The sequence below is a fragment of the Albimonas donghaensis genome (assembly GCF_900106695.1).
Taxonomy (GTDB): domain Bacteria; phylum Pseudomonadota; class Alphaproteobacteria; order Rhodobacterales; family Rhodobacteraceae; genus Albimonas; species Albimonas donghaensis.
The window spans coordinates 39,792-57,625 of record NZ_FNMZ01000008.1; the positions used below are offsets into that span (position 1 = coordinate 39,792).

The following is a 17,834-nucleotide window of genomic DNA, read 5'->3' on the forward strand; positions in this document are numbered from 1 at the left end:
GCGTCGCGTCGGCGCCTCCCGCAGGCTTCCCCGCCTCACGAGACATAGGTGAGCAGCGCGATCAGCCGGATCCGCGCCCAGGCGATGGCGTCCATCACCGGATTGCCGGCGGCGTAGACGATCACCGCCGCCCGACTGCCGTATCGCGCGCCGCGGGGCAGCTGGTCCTCGTCGAAGCTCAGGATCACCGGGAACCGCTGCGGATCGGTCAGCCAGCCCTGCGAGGCGGTGGACTTGGGCAGCCCCGTCGCCGGGTCCACCGCGTCCGGCGCCACGCCCCAGCCGACCGAGCGCACGGTCGCGCCGAAGATCCGGCCCGGCAGCGCGTCGAGCACCACCTCCGCCCGCTGCCCCTGCTCCAGCACGCCGAGGCTGTTCTCACGCAGGGCGGCGCGCAGCCAGATGTCCTCGGCCGAGATGAAGGTCATCGCGGAGGCGCCGGCCGTCACCGTCTGCCCGATGGCGAGCTGAAGGTTGGTCACCACGCCCATGCCCGGCGCCGTCATCTCGGTGCGCGCGAGGTTGTAGCGCGCGGTCTCCAGGGCGGCGAGCGCGTCCTGGACGGCGGGGTTGCTCTCGCCCTCCGGCCCCAGCTGCTCCTGGGCGCGGCGCAGATCGGCTTCGGCGGCCTGCACGGCGGCCTCGGCCTGTTCGATGGCCGACACCGCCTGGTCCTCGCGGGCCTGCGCATAGACGCCCTTGCGCACCAGTTCCATGATGCGGGCGGTCTGGGCGCGGACGTTCTCGGCATTGGCGCGCGCGCGGTCGAGCTGGGCCTGTGCCGCGTCCACGGCCGCGGTGTTGGCGCCGACCGACTGGCCGGCCTGCTCCAGCCGCGCCTGGGCCTGGGAGACCGCGATCTCGAAGGGCTCCGGGTCGATGGCGAACAGCGCGTCGCCCTGCTGCACGACCTGGTTGTCGACCACGCCGACCCTGTCGACATGGCCGGTCACCTCGGGCGCCACGCGCAGGACGAAGGCCTGCACCTGCGCGTCGCCGGAGAACGGCGTGGTGCGGTCGGCGATGACGAAGTAGAGGAACAGCGCCGCCGCCACGCCCAGCGCCCAGAGCGTCGCGCGGCGCAGCCCGGCGAGCCCTCCGCCGGACTTCTCGGCCGGCGCCTCCGGCCGCCCGTCCGGCCCGGTTCCGCCGCCCGTCGTCTCTCCTCCCGCCGACGCGCCGCCATCGAGCTCGCTCATGCAGGTCCCCTCCTTCGCCGTTTCCATGCCCGCGCCGTCCCGGCGTTCCGCGCCGGCACGATAGCCCAGCGGACGGCGCCCCGAAACGGCATTCGGCCGGCCTCGCCCCCCGCAACGACGAGAGGCCGCGCCGGGGGGACCGGCGCGGCCTCTCTTCAACGGCGCGGCTTGCGCGTCCGGCTTACTCCGCCGGGGCGCGGGAGGGGGCGGGCGCGGGCTCGTCCACCACCGGGTCCCCCCGCTCCCCGGCCCTGTCGCCGAGGACCATCGGATAGATCAGGAAGAACGCCCCGGCGATCAGGTAGCCGCCCGTCGGCCCCTCCAGCGAGGGAAACTGCAGGCTCGCCCCGTGGATGATCCCCACCGAGGACATCGCCGCCCCGGCCAGCGTGAAGCCTGCGGCGACCTTGAACCGGCCGTCGATCAGCGAGGCCACGATCGCCCCCCAGATCAGCCCGGTCAGGATCGCCCCCTGGCTCAGCGCCAGATGCCCCGAGTAATGCGCCCCCTGCTGGAGCAGCGCCGCGGTCAGCGCCGGATCGCCGAGCGAGGGCAGCCCCTCGACCCCCGTCGCCCCCAGCGCGCCGATCAGCGAGCCCCATTTGACGATCAGGAAGTCCGAGACATGCGGCAGCATGGCGAACCCGACCGCCGCCATGTGCTCGGGCCGCACCGACTGGGCGGTGTTGGCGACCAGCGACAGCGCCACGAAGACCAGCACCGGCGCCGCGGCCGCCACCGGCATCAGGTCGCCCAGGAAGGCGAGCAGCCCGAAGATCGCCGCCAGCGGGATCACCACGCCGACCCCGATGATATAGCCCGCATGGGCGCCCATCCGCTTGTAGGCCGGGTGGCCGATATAGGCGGTGGTCGGGAAGGGCGAGCCGAAGAGCGCGCCGATCATGGTGCCGGCGCCGTCGGTCACCTGGCAGAGGGCGACGGGATATTCGTCGCCCGCGGCCTCGGCGCTCTCGACGTTGTTCATGGTCTCGATGAAATTGTAGATCTGCACCGGGATCAGCACCAGGAACAGCTCCGGATTGGCCCAGAGATGCTGGATGCCCGCCACCAGGTCCCCGAAATAGGGCATGGGCGGGTAGAAGCCGAGCCCGTCCGCGCTGATCCTCGACTCGCCCAGGATCATGGCGATGACCACGCCGACCGCCAGCGCCACCAGGCCCGCCGGCATGTCGAAGGGCAGCTTGAACCGCCCCACCAGCCCCCACAGGATGATGGCGAGCGAGGCGAAGCCGATCAGCGGCTGCTCGAACACTTCGGCCAGCGGCACGGCGCCGATATAGACCAGCGCGATCCCGCAGAGCGTGCCGAGCATCCCCGCCCGCGGCGTCACCGCCTTGAGCATCGGGCCGACGATGGCCCCCAGCCCCGCCACGATGCCGCCGATGAAGCCGGCGCCGATGCCCACCTGCCAGGCCAGCATCGGGTCCGAGGTCGCCCAGTAGATCGGGCCGATGACCCCGAAGAGATAGACGAACATCACCGGGGTGGAGATGCCGTAGGGCAGCGCGGTGACATCCCGCCCCGCCCTGGCCGCGGCGCGTCTGGCCAGCAGCGTGTAGATCACGATGCCGAAGACGATGGCCACCGCGGCGCCGGGCAGGATGCGTCCGAAGACGATCTCGGCCGGCATCCCGAACACGAACCGGCAGACGCCCGAAAGCACCAGAAGATTGATCAGGTTGTCGGTGAACAGGGCCCAGAAGGCGCTGTAATCGCTCTTCTCGAACAGCTTGTAGCTATAGCTCGGGGTCAAGTCGGGTCTCCTCGGTCTTCAGGGGGCGGGGCCGTTGGCCGGCCTGTCATTGTCATGCCTGGCGGGTCGGGGTCATGCCTGGCGGGTCGGGGTCATGCCCGGCGGGTCGGGTCGACCGGCGCGCGGCGTTGCGCGCGCCGGGGAAGCTCACTGCGCCGCGACGGCGTCCGCCCCGATCTCCGCCTCCGCCTCCGCCGCCCTCAGCCGCGCGTGCAGCGCATCGGCGAGGAACGGGGTCGCGGTCAGCCGCAGCCCGGTCGCGTCGCGGATGGCGGAGCCGAGCGCGGCGGCGACGGGGTTGTAGGGGCTCTCGGACATCGACTTGGCGCCGAGCGGGCCGATGCGGTCATGGGTGTCGGCGAAATGCACCTCCGTCACCGGCAGGTCGCCCATCGCCGGCAGGTGATAGCCGCGGAAGGCGGGATTGGCGACATGGCCCGCGTCGTCGATCAGCACCCGCTCCCACAGGGCCGCGCCCAGCGCCTGGGCGACCCCGCCCTCGACCTGGCCGCGGCACTGGCGCGGGTTCACCACGAAGCCCGCATCCGCCGCGTGGACCGAGCGCAGGATCCGGATCTCGCCATGGCGCCGATGCACCGCGACCTCGAACCCCTGCACGTTGAAGGCGACGGAACGGGGCGTGCCGTCGGAGCGGCCCTCGGCCGCGAGCCCCTCGAAGACGGAAAGCGGCAGGCTGCGCCCCGCCCCGGTCACGCCATCGGGACCGAGCGCGCAGGCCTCCGGGGCGATCCCCAGCCGGTCCGCCGCGGCCTCGCGCAGGTCCGCGGCCAGCGCCCGGGCGGCGCGCAGGGTGGCGGCGCCGGCGACCACCGTGCCGGTGGAGCCGAAGGCCCCCGAGTCATGCCCCGACGCGTCGGTATCGGACTGGCGCAGGCGGATGCGGTCGGGCGCGGTCCCCAGCGCCTGCGCCGCCACCTGAGCATGGACGGTGGTGGTTCCGTTGCCGAACTCGGCGGTGCCGAAGGCGAGGACATAGTCCCCGTCCTCCACCGCGATCCGGCTTTCGGCGACATGGCCGCGGGGCGGGATGGTGTCGATCATCCCCACCGCCACGCCCCGGCCGATCAGCCAGTCCGCTCCCAACGTGCCCTTGATAAGGTCGCGGGAGGAGCCCTCCCCAGACGGCGCCTCCCGCGTGAGCCCGGCCGCGCTGCAAGCGCCGTTGCCGGACCCCTTGCCGGAGACCCGCTCCCCAGCGGGCGCCCCTCCGGCTGTCTCTTCGGCCACGCCGTCGGCCAGCGCGCGCTCGACGATGTCGAGGCACTGCGCGAGCCCGTAGCTGCCGTATTCCACGTCATGCGGTCCGTCATCCCAGGACGTCATCGCGTCCCCCGGGACCACCACGTTGCGGCGCCGGAAGGCGATGGGGTCGATGCCCAGCGCGCGCGCCAGCTCGTCCATCGCGCTTTCCACCGCGAAATTGGTCTGCGACAGCCCGTAGCCCCGGAACGCGCCCGAGGGCAGCTGGTTGGTGTAGACCGCGAAACCGTCCACCCGCTTGTTGGGGCAGCGATAGAGCGACACCGCCTCCCCCGCCCCGTGGAACAGCACGCCGGGACCATGGTTCCCGTAGGCGCCGGTATTGGAGAGCATCCGCATCTGGATGGCTGTGAGCGTCCCGTCGGACCTCGCGCCCACCTTCACCGTCACCTTCATCGGGTGACGGGTGGAGGTCAGGGTGAACTGCTCGGCCCTCGTCAGCTCCAGCTTCACCGCGCGCCCGGTGCGCAGGACGGCGAGGGCCACGATGTCCTCGACCATCATCTCCTGCTTGCCGCCGAAGCCGCCGCCGACCCGCTCGCAGAACACCCGCACGCCGTCGCGCGGCAGATCGTAAAGCGCGGCCAGCGCGTCGCGGGTCAGGAACGGGGTCTGCGAGGAGGTGCGCAGGACCAGCCGCCCGGCCTCGTCCCGCCAGCCGATGCAGCCATGGGTCTCCAGCTGACCATGGCTGACGCGCTGGCTTTCATAGACGCCTTCGTGGATGGCGTCGGCCTCGGCGAAACCGGCGGCGACGTCGCCGCAGCCGCCATGCAGCTCCGCCACGATGTTGCGGGCGGGGTCGGCGATGCGCGAGGACGCGGGCTTGTCATGGATCACCGGGGCGCCGGGGGCCATGGCGGCCTCCGGGTCGAAGACGGCGGGCAGGATCTCGTAATCCACCGCGATCAGGGCGCGGGCGGCCTCGGCGGCGGCCTCGGTCTCGGCCACCACGGCGGCCACGCGCTGGCCGGCGAAACGGATCACCGGGTCGAGCACGCGGGTGTCGTCCACATCGTCCAGCGGGTTCTCGTGCCGGGCGGTGGAGAAAAGGCGGTCCGGCGCGTCGGCATGGGTGAGGATCGCGATCACGCCCGGCACGGCGGCGGCGGCGGTCGCGTCGATGGCGCGGATCCAGGCCGAGGCGTGAGGGCTCTGCAGGATCTTCATATGGGCGAGGTTCTCGATGGCCGCGTCCATGGTGAAACGCGCCCGCCCGGTCACGATCTCCGGTCCGGCGGGGGCGGGGGCGTCGCGCTCGCAGGTCGGCGCGGGCGCTCCCCGGATCGCGTCGCGAATGGCGCGGTAGCCGGTGCAGCGGCACAGATTGCCCTTGAACAGCCGGTCCGGGTCCGCCCGCTGGCCCTGGTCGAGCGCGGCGGCGGTCATCACCATCCCCGCGGTGCAGAAACCGCACTGGAAGCCCTGCGCGTCGAGGAAACGCTGCTGGGCGGGGTGCAGGTCGTCGCCCTCGGCGAGCCCTTCGATGGTGGTGATCTCCCGCCCCTCGGCGCGGGCGGCGGGCATCAGGCAGGAATGCACGGGCTTGCCGTCCACATGCACGGTGCAGGCGCCGCAATCGCCGGAATCGCAGCCCTTCTTCACTCCGAACCAGCCCTGGTCGCGCAGGAAGGTGCGCAGGCACTGGCCGGGGCGCGGGGTCGCCTCGGCGTCGAGACCGTTGACGCGGAAGGTCATGGGGCGGGCTCCCCCAGCTCGGCCGCGATCTCGGCGGCGAAGTCGAGCGTGACGGCGCGCCGCCAGGCGGGAGCCCCGTGGAGGTCGTCGAACCAGAGACCGGCGGGGATGGCGGCGTCGAGCGCCGCGGCCGCCCGTTCCGGAGCGGGGAGGGTCGGGAAGGCGATCCGGACCGGGCGGCGGACGCCCCCGGTGACGGTCAGGTCGAGCCCGCCGCCGGGCGTGAGCGCGCCGATGGCCAGCGCACCGGTCCGCCCCATCGGTGACAACGAGATCCGCCGGAACGCCGTCCGCCGCCGCAGCCGGTCGGCGGGGATGCGGATGGCGCGCAGCAACTCCCCCCGCGCCAGCGCGTTGGCGCCGGCGTCGCGCACGAAGTCCAGCGCCGCGACCTCCCGCGTCGCGCCATCGCGCCCGAGGATCCGGCAGGTTCCGTCCAGCGCGGCGGTCAGCGAGATCATCGGCCCCGCCGGCAGCGCCAGGCACAGGTTCCCCCCCACCGTCGCCACGTTCCAGATCTTGAAGGAGGCGAGGAAGGCCCGGCAGCATCGCCCGATCAGCGGCGCGGCGGCCCAGTCCGCCGGCGTCTCCAGCGCGTCGAGCTCGGCGATGGTGCAGGTGGCGGCGATCTCCAGGCCGTCGGCATCGATCGTCAGCGGCGTCCAGCCGGCGGCCTCGAGGTCCACCAGGCGGCGCAGGCCCGGTTGCGGTTCGGAGAACAGCCAGGTGCCCCCGGCCAGCCACGCCTCGCCCGCCGCAAGCCGCCCCGCGCGGGCCGCCGCCGCCGCCTCGCCCCGGGGCCGCTCCAAAGCCTCGACGCCGTTCAGATCCATGCGCGCACGTCTCCGTCCTGCGAAAGGCCGGAGCCTTCGCCGTATGGTTTTCAACCGCTTGTTGCGTCAGTCAGGGCCTTCGGACAGAAATGCCCGGAGACCGGCGACGAGACCCGCCGCCTTGAAAAAGACAATAAGCAAGCCTCACGAATTTGAAACATTCAATAAGAGAGCACTATGATGCCGAACCCGCAACACCTGCGCCGCCATGTCCCCAGCGAGAGACGCCATGCACGATAACGACGCCGACCCGGCGCCCGGCCCCGACATCTCGCCGACGGGTCACGATGATGACGGCCGCCCGCGCAAGTCGCCGCTGTCGCCGCTGCTGCTGGCGCGGGTGTTCCACCAGCCGGCCCTGATCTATTTCAACGCGGTCGCCGAACATCTGTCGATCCGCGAGGCGGCGCGGCGGCTCAACGTCTCGTCCTCGGCGGTGTCGCGCCAGATCACCCAGATGGAGGACGCGCTGGGCATCGCCCTGTTCGAACGCGAAACCCGCCGCCTGAAGCTCGCCCCCGCCGGCGAGATCCTGTTCCGCCACACCACCCGCGTCTCCGCCCCGCTGGAATCCGCGGTGGCGGAGCTGGACATGCTCCGCGGGTTGCGCACCGGGCGCGTGCGCATCGCCACGATCGAGAGCGTCGGGCTGTCCTTTCTCCCCGGCCTGATCGCGGATTTCGGGCGACGCCACCCGCGCATCCACCTCGACGTCGCGGTGCTGCCGGGCTCGGAGGTGATCTCGCGCCTCGCGGCGGGGGAGGTGGACGTGGGTTTCGGCTTCATCGCCTCGCCCCCGGCCAAGATCGAGGTGGCGCTGCGCCGCGACGTGCGCATCGGCGCGCTGATGCGGCCGGACCACCCGCTGGCCGACACGCCCCATCTGACCATCGCCGATTGCATTTCGCATCCGCTGGCGGTGGCCAAGCCCGAGATCTCCTTCCGCTCGGTGATCGAGCCGTTCCTGGTGCGGGCCGCCCCCGCCCTGCCCCCGATGGTGGAGGCGGACTCGATCCGGATGCTGGTGGAACTGGCGCGCACCGGCCGCTACGCCTCGGTGATGACCCCGATCGGGGCGCAGGGGGAGATCGCCTCGGGCGCCCTGCGGTTCAGGCGGCTGGAGGATGCGGGCCTGCCGACCAACCGCTTCGCGTTGATGGTCGGGGCGGGCGGCGGGCTGCGTTTCGCCCCGGCCGCGTTCTTCGAACACGCCAAGCTTTTCCTCTCGACCATCGAGCTGCCCGGCGCGGTCTGAGGGGCGGAGCCGCCGTTTTCACGGACGCAGGCAGGGAAAGCCGGCGCGGCGCCGGGTTTCCCGCGGTGATGCCGAGGGCCGCCGCCGCGCCACGCCCCGCCGCGTGACCGCGGTCGGCGCCGGCCCGGCGGGGCCCGCGATCAGTCGCGCAGGAAGCCGGCGGCGGAAGCGGCGATGGCGGCGGCGAGCGCGGGAAGCTCGTCCACCGCCAGCGCCTCGTCCGGGGCGCCGAGATTGCGCGGGGTCAGGCCCATCGCCACCGTGTCGAACCCCGCGCGCCGCCACAGCCGCGCGTCGGAGCCGCCGATCCGCCCGTCGAACCAGGCGGCGCCCAGCTCCTCCCACGCCCCCGTCAGGCAGGCCGAGGCGACGGCGCTCGTCGACGGGGTCCAGGTCGGCTCATAGCGGCGCACGATCTCCAGCCCCAGCCGATGCGGCGCGAGCAGGCGGCGCGCCTCGGCCTCCACCTCCGCGCAGGTCAGCCCCACGGGGATGCGCACGTCGCAGGCGGCGCGGGCGGTCTCGGGCACCAGGTTGGCGGAGACCCCGGCCTCGATCCGCCCGAGATTGACCGTCAGGCGGCGCAGGGTCCGGCGCGGCTCGGCCCCGTCGGCGCCGGGGACCGCCGCGGCGGCGTCCAGCACGCGGGCGGCCTCCTCCGGCTCCCGCGGGGGCATCGCCTCCAGTCCGCGCAGGGCCCGCAGCCCGTCCAGCAGCCGGTCCGCGGCGTTGTCGCCGGCATGGACATGCGCGCCATGGGCGGCCCGGCCCTCGGCCGAAAGCTCCAGCCACAGCATCCCCTTTTCGCCGATCCGCACGGCGGAGGCGCCGCCGACATCGGCCACGATCACCCCGTCGCCGCGGGCGCGGGGCAGGTCGTCGATCATCGCCTGGGTTCCCAGCTCGCCCATCCGCTCCTCGTCCCCGCCGAAGACCAGGGCGATCTCGCCGGCGAAAGGGGTGGCGGCGACGGCGCGGGCGGCCTCGATCAGCGCCACCAGCCCACCCTTCATGTCCGCCGAGCCGCGGCCGTAGAGCATCCCGTCCGCGATCTCCCCGCCCAGCGGGTCGAAGCGCCAGCCGGCGCGGTCGCCGATGGGATAGGTGTCGAGATGCCCGTTCAGCACCAGCCGCCGCCCCGGGCGGGCGCCGCGGATGACGGCGAGCAGGTTGGCGACCGGGGCGGTGCGTTCGTGGAACGCGATCTCCACCCCCGGCAGGTCGCCCATCATCTCCGCGCAGGCCCGCGCCATGGGAGCGGTGGCCGAGGGCGGGGTCTGGCTGTCGATGCGCACCAGCGCCTGCGTGGCCTCGGCCATCAGCCCGGCGCGCGCGCGCATTCGGGGGAGAAAGCGGGTCATGCGTCCGCCCCCGAAGCACGCCCCGCGGGCGCGTGGGAGAGCGGCGCGCCGTGCATCCGCCGGGCCTCGCGGATCGCCATCAGGATCTCGAACGTGGTAGCGGCGGCGAGAAAGGCGGTCATGCCGTTCACGTCATGGGGCGGGCTGACGGTGTTGACGTCCGCCGCCACGATGTTCAGGCCCCAGAGCCCGCGGATCAGCGCGAAACCTTCCCGCGCGCTGAGCCCGCCCCAGACCGGCGTGCAGACCCCCGGCGCGCAGGACGGGTCGAAGACGTCCATGTCCCAGCTCAGATAGACCGGGCGGTTCCCCAGCCGGTCCTTCAGCTCGGCGATCACATCCGCCTGCCCGCGCTCCAGAAACTCGGCCAGCGTCAGGGTGTTGTAGCCCAGCGCCCGCGCGTGGTCATGGGCGCCCGCGCAGATGGTCGTGCCCCGCAGGCCGAGATGCCAGGACAGGCCCGGCACGGTCCGCTGCTCCTGCGCCGCATGGGTGAACTGGGTCGAGGGGTCGATGGGATGCGCCGGGTTCACCGGATAGGCGTCGGTATGGCTGTCGACATGCAGCACCGCGATGCCCGGATGCACCCGGCTGACCCCGCGCAGCAGCGGCAGCGAAATCGAGCCGTCGCCGCCGAAGCCCACCGGCGCCGTTCCCTGCCGGGTCAGGCGAAAGACGGCTTCCTCGATGGCGGCGAAGCTTTCCTCGATGCGCGAGGGGGTGCAGATCACGTCGCCCGCGTCGATCACCCCCATCTCGGCGATCACGTCGAGATCGGCGCGCTCGCTGTCATAGCGGCGCACGAGACCGGATTGCGCGCGGATCGCCTCCGGACCCTGCCGCGACCCGATGCGGAAGGCGTGGATCCCGCAGTCGAAGGGACAGCCCAGGATCGCCGCCTGCGCGCGGGAGGCGTCCTGCGAAAAGGGCGCGGACATGAAGGTCTGCGGGCCGCGCAGCAGCGCCGCGTCGGGAAGCTCGGCGAGGGACATGGAGGGCATCCGGCAGGGGAAGACAGGGGGACGGGCGGGGCTCAGCGGCTGGAGAGCCGGCGCTCCCACACCCGGATGGCCATGGCGAGCGGCCAGCAGATCAGGAAATACACCACCGCGATGAAGGTGAAGATCTCCAGCGGCCGGAACATCGAGGACGACAGCTCCATCCCCCGCCGCGTGATCTCGCCGACCGAGATCACCGAGCCCAGCGAGGAATACTTGATCAGCTGCACGAAATTCGCGGCCAGCGGCGGCAGCGTCATGCGCACCGCCTGGGGCAGCGTGACCCGCGTGAAGGTCTGGAAGGGCGACATGCCCAGCACCTGCGCCGCCTCCCGCTGGCCCAGCGGCACGGACTGGATGCCGGCCCGATAGGCCTCGGCGATGAAGGCGGAGGAATAGAGCGACAGCCCGATCACCAGCGCCGTCCAGGCGTCGAGATTGATGCCGAGCGTGATCGGCATGACGTAATAGACCCAGAGCAGCTGCACCAGGATCGGCGTGTTGCGGATGATCTCGCCCACGGTCAGGCCGATCATGCGCAGCGCCCGCCAGCGCGACAGGTCGAGCAGCGCGATGATCAGCCCGCCGACCAGCGCCAGCGCCAGGGTGATGGCCGAAATCAGCAGCGTCTGCTGCAGGCCGCTCATCAGGAAGTCGAAATGGGTGGGGATGACGTCCCACCGGAACTTGTAGTCGCCCATCGTGGCGGGACTCCGTGGCCGGTATGCCGAAGGCGCGGAACCCGCGCGTCAGGGGAGGCGCGGGCCGCCGCCGCGCGGATGGCGCGACGGCGGCCCGCAGGCGTCAGGCGGTCGCGATCAGGGGGCCACGATCGGGCCGAGCGCGTTCTTCTCGGCGAATTTCTCCAGCCGGCCGTCCAGCTTGATGGTCGACACGAAGAGGTTGACGTAGTTCAGCCAGATCTGGTCGCCCTGCGGCACCACGTAGGAATAGGGGGTGGGGCGCAGGTCGCCGTCGGGCTCGATGGTCTGGGCCCAGTCGAACAGCGAGCCGAGCTTCACCGAGGTCGGGTAGTCGGTCATCAGCACCTCGGCCCGGCCGGCGACGACCTCGCCCTCGCGCGAGGCGGGGGGGGCCACGGTGACCAGCTCGGCCTTCTTGAGATAGTCGCGCATGAACGGCTCGATATAGGAGCCGAGGGTCACGACGACGCGCACGCCCTCCTGGTCGATGTCGTCCCAGGTCTGGACCGGGCCGCCGGCCTTCACCACCGCGTAGATCGACGAGATCAGGTAGGGGTCCGAGAACGCCACCGCCTGCGCGCGGGTCAGGGTGGCGCCGATGCCGAACATGCCGATCTCGCATTTGTCGGCCTGCAGGTCGGCGATGAAGGTGCCGAAGGAGCTCTCGACGATCTCCAGCTCGACGCCCAGCTCCCTGGCGAGCTCCTTGGACAGGTCGGCGTCGATGCCCTCGATCTCGCCCGAGGTCGGGCTGCGATAGCTGATCGCGTAGTAGTTCGGATACTGGCAGACGCGCAGCTTGCCCGAGGAGGTCACGCGGTAGAGCCGGCTGTCCTGGCTCTGCGCCTCGGCGGGGGCGGGGACGGACGCGAGGCCGGCGGCGGCGATGGCGCCCGCGAGCGCCGCTTTCGAAAGGGTTTTCATCGTCTTCATGGTCGATCTCCTCTGGGAGGGGGGGAGGGGGGGAGTGCGGCGGTCGGTCTACGGGGGAATTCAGTCCTCGAGCCGCGCGAGAAAGCGGCGCGCGCGTTCGGTCGTCGGCGCGTCGAAGAAGGCGGCCGGGGCGCCTTCCTCCACGATCTCGCCGCCGTCCATGAACACCAGGCGGGTGCAGGCGCGGCGGGCGAAGTTCATCTCGTGGGTGACGGCGAGCATGGTCATGCCCTCCTCCGCCAGCGCGCGCATGACGGCGAGCACCTCGGCCTTCAGCTCGGGGTCGAGCGCCGAGGTCGCCTCGTCGAACAGCATCAGCCGGGGCTTCATGGCCAGCGCGCGGGCGATGGCGACGCGCTGCTGCTGACCGCCCGAGAGCCGGCCGGGGGAGGCGTCGCGCTTCTCGGCCAGGCCGACCTTCTCCAGCAGCGCCTCGGCCTCGGCCACCGCCTGGTCGCGGCCCAGGCCGCGCACCCGCATCGGGGCTTCGATGACGTTGCCCAGCACCGACATGTGCGGCCAGAGATTGAAGTGCTGGAACACCATGCCGATGTCCGAGCGCACCGCGCGGGCGGCCTTGCGCACGGCGCGGCCGTTCTCGCCATCGGCGATCACCGTCCCGTCCATCAGCACCTGGCCGCCGCTCGGCGCCTCCAGCAGCGCCATGGAGCGCAGGAGCGTGGTCTTGCCCGAGCCGGACGGCCCGATCACGCAGACCACTTCGCCGCTGGCGACCCCCATCGAGACGTCGCGCAGCACGGTGTTGTCGCCGAACCGCTTGGAAAGCGCCTTCGTTTCGATCAGAGGCGCGCCGGTTGGCTGGTCGAAAGGCATCCGCGTCATTCCTGCTGGTGATTCCTTACTCATTAACAATCGTTATGCCTTGACCCCACATTGCGATCAAGGATAAAAATTTGGCCTATAGACATGGGCTTAAGTCCATAAGGAGTTGGAATGGTCTTCGATCCCCGCCTGCTGGAGGCGTTTCGCACCGTGGTCGAGGCCGGCTCGGTCACCGCCGCCGCGAAGATGCTCGGCGTCACCCAGCCCGCCGTCAGCGCCCAGATCGCGCGGCTCGAAACCCAGGCCGGGTTCGAGCTGTTCGAGCGCGCCAGCGGCCGGCTGGTCATCACCTTCCGCGGCCGACGCTTCTACGAGGAGATCCGCACCGCGCTCGACGCGCTGGAGCGGCTGGGTCAGGCCGCCCGCGGCATCCGCTCCGGCGAAACCGAGAGCCTGGCGGTGGCGGGCCATCCCTCCGCCTCGATCTCGCTGCTGCCCGAGGTGGTGGCGGAGCTGCGGCGGCGCCGGCCGGACGCGCGGATTTCGCTGATCAACCGCTCGTCGGAAGAAGTCGCCGCGGCTTTCGAGGCCGGCGCCGTGGACCTCGCGGTGGCCGAATGGCCGATCCATGTGCAGGGGGTGGAGCTGCGCCGCCACGCCGCCGATTGCGTGGCCATCGTGCCCGCCGGCCACCCGCTGGCGGCGCGGGACGCGCTGACGCCCGCCGATCTTGCAGCCCATCCGATCGTCGGCATGTCCGACCGCCGACTGATCGGGCACCGGGTGCGGGAACTGTTCCTGGAGGACGGGCTCGGCTACGACCCGGTGATCGTAAGCGAGTTCTTCTCGGCCATCTGCGGACTGGTCGCGGCCGGCGCCGGGGTGGCGATCGTCGACGCCTGGTCGGCGCGCACCTTCGCGCCCATGGGCATCGTCGCCCGCCCCTTCCGCCCTGCCCTGCGCTACGAGATCGGCGTGTTCCGCCGCGCCTCCGCCTCCCCCACGCCGCTGGCCGAAGAGCTGATGGCGCTGATCGAGACGCGGCTCGCCGCGCCCCTCTCTTCCCAATCCGCCCCCGCTCCGGAGACCGACCGATGACCGACGCCCGCTTTATCACCCGCGCTTTCGAGGCGATCTGCGACTGCGGGGGCCGGCTGTGCGGCACGGAGTCGGAGCGCGCGGCGACCGCCCTGCTGCACGACCTGGGGGCCGAGGCCGCCGGCGCCCCGGTCCGGGCCGAGCCCTTCGCCTATCGCGGCTGGCGCCCGCTGTCCTGCGCGCTGGAAACCCCCGCCGGCCCCGTCCCCGCCCATCCGCTGGTGCGCAGCGCGGGCGGCGAGGTGGAGGCCGAAGTCATCGACCTGGGCCGGGGGGAGCCCGAGTCCTTCGCCGCCCATGCCGACGAGATCCGCGGCCGCATCGCGCTGGTCCGGCACGAGCTGATGTTCAACCCCGGCACCCTCCATCGCCGGATCAAGTACCGCGCGGCGGTGGAGGCGGGGGCGGTCGGCTTCCTGATCGCCGGCCCCGCCGCGGGGGGCATGGTCGCCGGCTCCTCCGGCCGCGGCGACGAGCCCGGGATCCCCGCCTTCGGCATCTCTCCCGAGACCGCGGCCGCCTTCGCCCGCACCTCCGCCGGGCGTCCCGTGGCGCGGATGTCGCTGGAGACCGAGGAATTCGACGCGACCGCCGACAACCTGTTCGTCGACCTGCCCGGCGCGGGGCCGGAGACCGTGGTGCTCTGCGCCCATATCGACGGGCACGACCTGGGCGAAAGCGCCATCGACAACGCCGCCGGTCTCGCGGTGGCGCTGGAGGCGGCGCGGCGCATCGCGGCGGACCGGCCCGCGGGCGGGTGGCGGCGCGGGCTGCGGCTCGCCTTCTTCAACGCCGAGGAATGGGCGCTGACCGGCTCGGCGCGCCATCTGGATGGCCTGACGGCGGCGGAGCGGGCGGGGATCTCGCTTTGCGTGAACATCGACTCGCCGGTGGGCGGGGCGGGGCTGGCGGCCCTGACCTGCGGCGCGGCGGGGATCGAGCCGATGCTGCTGCGCGCCGCGGAGGCGCGGGGCGAGACGCTGCGCCTGCACCGCCCCTTCCAGGCCAATTCCGACCACGCCAATTTCGCGCGCGCCGGCATTCCCGGCTTCCGCCTTGTGGCCGGCTTCGGCGAGCATGACGCGGCCGCCCGGCTGGTGCTGACCCCGTTCGACCGTCGCGACCTCGTCTCCGACGCCGCCCTCCGGCGCGCCGCCGACCTGGCCGAGACCATCACCCGCGCCGCCCTCGACGCCAACGACGCCGAGGCCGCGTCCTGGCGGGCCGGGATGATCGAAGCGGACTGACGGGGGGAGACGGGGAAAACAGGGAAGACGGGAGCCCGAAGGCTCCCGCCGGTTTCACTGCTTGGGCACGCCCGCGGTCGCGATCACGTCGGCCCAGCGGTCGATCTCCGCCTCGATGAAGTCGGTCGCCGCGTCGCCCTTCACCAGCAGCAGCGTCGAGCCGTATTTCTCGTAGTAGTTCTTCACCGTGTCCGACCGGATCGCCTTCTCGGCCGCATCCGTGAGGATCTTCATCCGGTCCTCCGGCACCCCGGCGGGAACCATGATCATCGACCATGACCCGGCGGTGGCGTCCGGATACCCGGATTCCGCCAGCGTCGGCGCGTCGGGCAGAATGGCGATCCGCTCCGGCGAGTTCACCGCCAGCACCTTCAGCGTCCCCGCCTCCGCATGCCCCAGCGACGACACCGGATAGTCGAACAGCACGTCCACACGCCCGGCCAGCAGGTCGTTCATCGCGGGCGCCGAGCCCTTGTAGGGCACGTGCAGCCCCTCGATCCCGGCGATGGTCTTGAACAGCTCCATCGACAGATGGGTCGAGGTGCCGACCCCGGCGGAGCCGAAGTTGAGCTCGCCCGGATGGGCCTTGCCGTAGTCCACCAGCTCCTGGATCGTGCTGTAGGGCGCGTCGGCGTAGGTGACCACGGTGTTGACCGAGGCGCCCATGCCGTGCACCGGGGCGAAGTCGGTCAGCGGGTCGTATTTCAGCGCCTTGCGCAGCGACACGTTGGCCGCCATCGTCCCCTGCGTGCCGTAGAGGATGGTGTAGCCGTCGGGCTCGGCGCGGGCCACGTATTCCGTGCCCACCATGCCGCCGGCGCCGGGGCGGTTCTCCACCACCACGGTCTGCCCGAGCTCCTTGCCCAGCACCTCCGCGATGATGCGCGAGCCGGTGTCGGTGATGCCGCCCGGCGTATAGGGCACGACCCAGGTGATCGGCCGATCCGGGAACTGCGCCGCCGCCGGGACGGCCGTCAGACCCGCGACGACGCCGGCCGCGGCAAGTGTTGCGATGATCTTCATGGTCGGTTTCCTCCGCATCGGACCCTTGAGGTCCCTTTCAGGGAGCGGGGCGCCGCGCGGCCTGCGCGCGACTCTCTCCGCTTCGGGGCCCCGCCTTCTGCCGGGCGGGGACTCCAGGCCGCGCTCAGGCGGCGGCCGTCGGCTCCGCGGCCCGCCGGCGCTTCTTCCACGAAGACCGGACGGTGGAGACGACGAGGATCACGGACAGCAGCAGCAGCCCCGCGCTGATCGGCTGGGTGAGGAACACGGTCGCGTCCCCCCGCGCGATCAGCAGCGCGCGGCGGAAATGTTCCTCCATCATCGGGCCGAGCACGAGACCCAGCAGCGCCGGCGCCGCCGGCAGCTGCAGCACCCGCATGCCGTAGCCGATCACGCCGAAGGCGATCACCAGGAACACGTCGAAGGGATTGTTCTGGCTGGAATAGGCGCCGAGGCAGATGAAGAACAGGATGCCGGGATAGAGCACGTGATAGGGGATGGTCAGCATCCGCACCCAGACCCCGATCAGCGGCAGGTTCAGGACCAGCAGCAGCGCGTTGCCGATCCAGAAGCTGGCGATCAGGCCCCAGAACAGCTCGGGGTTGGTGGTCATCACCAGCGGCCCCGGCTGGACCCCGTGGATCAGCAGCGCGCCGAGGATCAGCGCCATGGTGACCGAGCCCGGAATGCCCAGCGCCATGGTCGGGATGAAGGCCGCCTGCGCCGCCGAATTGTTGGCGGATTCCGCCGCGGCCACGCCCTCGATGACGCCCGTGCCGAACTTCTCCGGGTGCTTCGAGACCCGCTTCTCCACCGAATAGGCGATGAAGGACGCGATGGCCGCCCCGGCGCCCGGCAGGATGCCGATCACCGCGCCCAGCCCCGCGCCCCGCCCGATGGGAAAGGCGCTGTCCTTCCAGTCCCTGCGGCTCGGCATCAGCGCCTTCCAGGACACGTCCACCTTCTCGACCTGGGCGCTCTTCTGGCCTTCGGTGAAGTTCCAGAAGATCTCGCCCACGCCGAACATGCCCATGGCCAGCACCACGATGTTCACGCCGTCGAGGAACTCGTCCACCCCGAAGGTGAAGCGGTCATAGCCGGAATTGACGTCGGTCCCCGCCATCCCCACCAGCAGCCCCACCACCACCATGGCGATCCCCTTGATCGGAGAGCCCGCCGACAGGGTCGAGGCCGCGAGCAGCCCCAGGATGGTCATGGAGAAATATTCCGGGCTTCCGAAGGAGGAGGCCACCGCCACCAGCGGCGGCGCGAAGGCCATCATCAGCACGATCGAGAAACAGCCGCCGATGAAGCTGGCGAAGGTGGTCATGGCCAGGGCCACGCCGGCCCTTCCCTGCTTGGCCATCGGGTAGCCGTCGAAGCACACCACAGCCGAGGTCACCGTGCCCGGCAGGTTCAGCAGGATGGCGGCGGTCGAGGACCCGTACATGGTCCCGTAATAGATCCCCGCGAGCATGACGATGGCGTCCACCGGGGTCTGGGTGAAGGTCAGCGGCAGCAGCAGCGAGATCCCGGCCAGCGGCCCGATCCCCGGCAGCACGCCGATGAAGGTGCCGACGGTGACGCCGATCAGGCAGGCGAGCAGGCTGGACCACGACAGGGCGACGCCGAAGCCCAGCGCCATGTTGTCAAGCAGTTCCATTGAAA

General features: G+C 71.8%; 14 protein-coding genes. 3 read left to right on the forward strand and 11 right to left on the reverse strand.

Going from position 1 to position 17,834, the window contains the following annotated elements:
* Positions 1-35: 35 nt before the first annotated feature.
* The 4 genes from BLV24_RS17215 to BLV24_RS17230 form a co-directional block, all read right to left on the reverse strand.
* Positions 36-1,199: an HlyD family secretion protein gene (locus BLV24_RS17215; protein ID WP_092684317.1), complete on the reverse strand. Its 1,164-nt coding sequence runs from the start codon at positions 1,197-1,199 to the stop codon at positions 36-38.
* 181 nt (positions 1,200-1,380) lie between these two features.
* Positions 1,381-2,973, reverse strand: coding sequence for a xanthine/uracil/vitamin C permease (locus tag BLV24_RS17220; protein ID WP_092684094.1), 1,593 nt, complete (start codon positions 2,971-2,973; stop codon positions 1,381-1,383).
* 147 nt (positions 2,974-3,120) lie between these two features.
* Positions 3,121-5,952 (reverse strand): molybdopterin-dependent oxidoreductase, encoded by a 2,832-nt coding sequence (locus BLV24_RS17225; RefSeq protein WP_092684096.1) that lies wholly within the window; start codon positions 5,950-5,952, stop codon positions 3,121-3,123.
* Positions 5,949-6,785 (reverse strand): FAD binding domain-containing protein, encoded by an 837-nt coding sequence (locus BLV24_RS17230; RefSeq protein ID WP_092684099.1) that lies wholly within the window; start codon positions 6,783-6,785, stop codon positions 5,949-5,951. Before BLV24_RS17230 ends, BLV24_RS17225 begins: the two co-directional genes overlap by 4 nt.
* Before the next feature lie 229 nt (positions 6,786-7,014).
* Here BLV24_RS17230 and BLV24_RS17235 point away from each other — a divergent pair, with 229 nt between their 5' ends.
* Positions 7,015-8,040, forward strand: a complete 1,026-nt coding sequence (locus tag BLV24_RS17235) for a LysR family transcriptional regulator (RefSeq protein ID WP_176954798.1) — start codon at positions 7,015-7,017, stop codon at positions 8,038-8,040.
* Between the two features lie 140 nt (positions 8,041-8,180).
* Here the strand turns inward: BLV24_RS17235 and BLV24_RS17240 are convergent, their stop codons facing one another.
* The 5 genes from BLV24_RS17240 to BLV24_RS17260 all read right to left on the reverse strand — a co-directional run bounded on the left by BLV24_RS17240 (position 8,181) and on the right by BLV24_RS17260 (position 12,870).
* The gene (locus BLV24_RS17240) at positions 8,181-9,401 is read right to left on the reverse strand and encodes a M20/M25/M40 family metallo-hydrolase (protein ID WP_092684103.1); all 1,221 of its coding nucleotides are present in this window, start codon (positions 9,399-9,401) and stop codon (positions 8,181-8,183) included.
* Entirely contained in the window at positions 9,398-10,393 is a 996-nt protein-coding gene (locus BLV24_RS17245) for an arginase family protein (protein WP_218133460.1), read from the reverse strand. The genes BLV24_RS17240 and BLV24_RS17245 overlap by 4 nt, the downstream gene beginning before the upstream one ends.
* A gap of 41 nt (positions 10,394-10,434) precedes the next feature.
* Positions 10,435-11,100 (reverse strand): amino acid ABC transporter permease, encoded by a 666-nt coding sequence (locus BLV24_RS17250; RefSeq protein WP_092684105.1) that lies wholly within the window; start codon positions 11,098-11,100, stop codon positions 10,435-10,437.
* Positions 11,101-11,217: 117 nt separating this feature from the next.
* Positions 11,218-12,036 (reverse strand): transporter substrate-binding domain-containing protein, encoded by an 819-nt coding sequence (locus BLV24_RS17255; protein ID WP_218133461.1) that lies wholly within the window; start codon positions 12,034-12,036, stop codon positions 11,218-11,220.
* Between the two features lie 60 nt (positions 12,037-12,096).
* The gene (locus tag BLV24_RS17260; protein ID WP_092684107.1) at positions 12,097-12,870 is read right to left on the reverse strand and encodes an amino acid ABC transporter ATP-binding protein; all 774 of its coding nucleotides are present in this window, start codon (positions 12,868-12,870) and stop codon (positions 12,097-12,099) included.
* Positions 12,871-12,990: 120 nt separating this feature from the next.
* Here BLV24_RS17260 and BLV24_RS17265 point away from each other — a divergent pair, with 120 nt between their 5' ends.
* Both BLV24_RS17265 and BLV24_RS17270 read left to right on the forward strand, forming a co-directional pair.
* Positions 12,991-13,917, forward strand: a complete 927-nt coding sequence (locus BLV24_RS17265) for a LysR family transcriptional regulator (RefSeq protein WP_092684109.1) — start codon at positions 12,991-12,993, stop codon at positions 13,915-13,917.
* On the forward strand, positions 13,914-15,164 hold the full coding sequence (locus BLV24_RS17270) for a M28 family peptidase (RefSeq protein ID WP_092684111.1): 1,251 nt from the start codon (positions 13,914-13,916) through the stop codon (positions 15,162-15,164). Before BLV24_RS17265 ends, BLV24_RS17270 begins: the two co-directional genes overlap by 4 nt.
* Before the next feature lie 54 nt (positions 15,165-15,218).
* Here the strand turns inward: BLV24_RS17270 and BLV24_RS17275 are convergent, their stop codons facing one another.
* Both BLV24_RS17275 and BLV24_RS17280 read right to left on the reverse strand, forming a co-directional pair.
* Positions 15,219-16,187 carry a Bug family tripartite tricarboxylate transporter substrate binding protein gene (locus BLV24_RS17275; protein WP_176954799.1) on the reverse strand — a complete coding sequence of 323 codons (969 nt, stop codon included), beginning with the start codon at positions 16,185-16,187 and terminating at the stop codon, positions 15,219-15,221.
* A gap of 124 nt (positions 16,188-16,311) precedes the next feature.
* A complete protein-coding gene (locus BLV24_RS17280; protein WP_092684115.1) occupies positions 16,312-17,829 on the reverse strand; it encodes a tripartite tricarboxylate transporter permease in 1,518 nt (505 codons plus the stop codon).
* Between the last annotated feature and the right edge of the window lie 5 nt (positions 17,830-17,834).

Excerpts from the sequence above, each read along its gene's own strand:
- BLV24_RS17250 (WP_092684105.1), bottom strand. The coding sequence starts at position 11,100 with ATGGGCGACTACAAGTTCCGGTGGGACGTCATCCCCACCCATTTCGAC.
- BLV24_RS17235 (WP_176954798.1), top strand. The coding sequence starts at position 7,015 with ATGCACGATAACGACGCCGACCCGGCGCCCGGCCCCGACATCTCGCCG.
- BLV24_RS17280 (WP_092684115.1), bottom strand. The coding sequence starts at position 17,829 with ATGGAACTGCTTGACAACATGGCGCTGGGCTTCGGCGTCGCCCTGTCG.
- BLV24_RS17265 (WP_092684109.1), top strand. The coding sequence starts at position 12,991 with ATGGTCTTCGATCCCCGCCTGCTGGAGGCGTTTCGCACCGTGGTCGAG.
- BLV24_RS17275 (WP_176954799.1), bottom strand. The coding sequence starts at position 16,187 with ATGAAGATCATCGCAACACTTGCCGCGGCCGGCGTCGTCGCGGGTCTG.
- BLV24_RS17225 (WP_092684096.1), bottom strand. The coding sequence starts at position 5,952 with ATGACCTTCCGCGTCAACGGTCTCGACGCCGAGGCGACCCCGCGCCCC.
- BLV24_RS17245 (WP_218133460.1), bottom strand. The coding sequence starts at position 10,393 with ATGTCCCTCGCCGAGCTTCCCGACGCGGCGCTGCTGCGCGGCCCGCAG.
- BLV24_RS17255 (WP_218133461.1), bottom strand. The coding sequence starts at position 12,036 with ATGAAGACGATGAAAACCCTTTCGAAAGCGGCGCTCGCGGGCGCCATC.
- BLV24_RS17260 (WP_092684107.1), bottom strand. The coding sequence starts at position 12,870 with ATGCCTTTCGACCAGCCAACCGGCGCGCCTCTGATCGAAACGAAGGCG.
- BLV24_RS17240 (WP_092684103.1), bottom strand. The coding sequence starts at position 9,401 with ATGACCCGCTTTCTCCCCCGAATGCGCGCGCGCGCCGGGCTGATGGCC.
- BLV24_RS17270 (WP_092684111.1), top strand. The coding sequence starts at position 13,914 with ATGACCGACGCCCGCTTTATCACCCGCGCTTTCGAGGCGATCTGCGAC.
- BLV24_RS17230 (WP_092684099.1), bottom strand. The coding sequence starts at position 6,785 with ATGGATCTGAACGGCGTCGAGGCTTTGGAGCGGCCCCGGGGCGAGGCG.
- BLV24_RS17215 (WP_092684317.1), bottom strand. The coding sequence starts at position 1,199 with ATGAGCGAGCTCGATGGCGGCGCGTCGGCGGGAGGAGAGACGACGGGC.